1 protein-coding gene is annotated in these 1,022 nt (G+C 71.6%); it reads right to left on the bottom strand.

What is annotated here, in order from left to right; genetic code table 11:
* Positions 1–564 precede the first annotated feature (564 nt).
* A complete protein-coding gene (locus CQ040_RS20405) occupies positions 565–810 on the bottom strand; it encodes a hypothetical protein (protein WP_105720501.1) in 246 nt (81 codons plus the stop codon).
* Positions 811–1,022: the final 212 nt, after the last annotated feature.

Raw genomic sequence — 1,022 nt, 5'->3', positions numbered from 1 at the left:
GAGCGGGGCGGCTGGCGCCGCCGCTCTGTCGGAGCGCTGGCGCGCTCCAGCGCCCCTGGCGGGGCGCTGCGTGGCCGGGTTGATGGGAGCCGTAGCGGTGTCGAAGTGGTCGGGCGTGGGTGGTCGGTTCGGGTGCTGGTCGGTGCGTTCCGAGGTGGTCGAGTGGGTGTCGAGCGACGCGCTGTCGCGGTCGCGGTGGTCGGGTTGTGGAGGGGTCGGAACGGTGGGCGCTCCCCCGCTTCCAGATCGGGCTGAGGATGACGGGGGTGCCCCCGGGTGGGCGGGGATCTCCCGGCCCTGCCGATCGGCCCTCAGGCGGGCGCACAGCGCCGCTGCGAGCAGACGCCGGCGCCCGGTGCACCACCCCCGGCGCGCAGCTCGAGCAGCTCGCGAGCGCGACCAGATACCCCCACCCCGGCGAGCGCGGGCGTCGCAACATACCCCCAGCCCTCCCGGCGCGCAGCGGCACAACATACCCCCACCCGGCCCGCCATGCCCCGACAGGCCCGAACGCCCCTCACAGCGCCGCAGACAGCCGCTCAGAGCCGCTAGACGCGGCGAGCGCTACCCGCCACCCCGCAGCGCCCCGAGCAGCTCCACCAGGCCCTCCGCGCCCACCGGCTCCCCCGTACACACCGACCACACACCCCACGCCACCACCAGCACCCGCAACACCACCCGCTCCAACCGCCCGAACCACGCCACCACTACATCCGTCTTCTCATCCATGCCCGACATGTGCGCGGCGCGGCCCTCCACCCCTCTCCGACCCACCTCCACCACCTCCTGCACGTCATAGGTACGAACCACGAGCCCAATCGGACACCGGCCCCTACTTCACATAAGGGCGCCCGCCGCACCTTCGCGGACAAAACCCGTCAGAAGGAATATCGACCGCACCCCCACAAGCGACCTTGACCGCACCCCCACCACCCCGACGATCACACCCCGCCACACACGAAAAAAGCTTGCAAATTTCAAGCACAATTCACCCCGCCACCGCCCCCCACCCGACACCACCA

The organism is Microbacterium sp. MYb54 (assembly GCF_002979515.1).
Taxonomy (GTDB): Bacteria; Actinomycetota; Actinomycetes; order Actinomycetales; family Microbacteriaceae; genus Microbacterium.
Note: the sequence above shows the minus strand (reverse complement) of the source record. Positions and strands in the feature narration are given on the sequence as shown.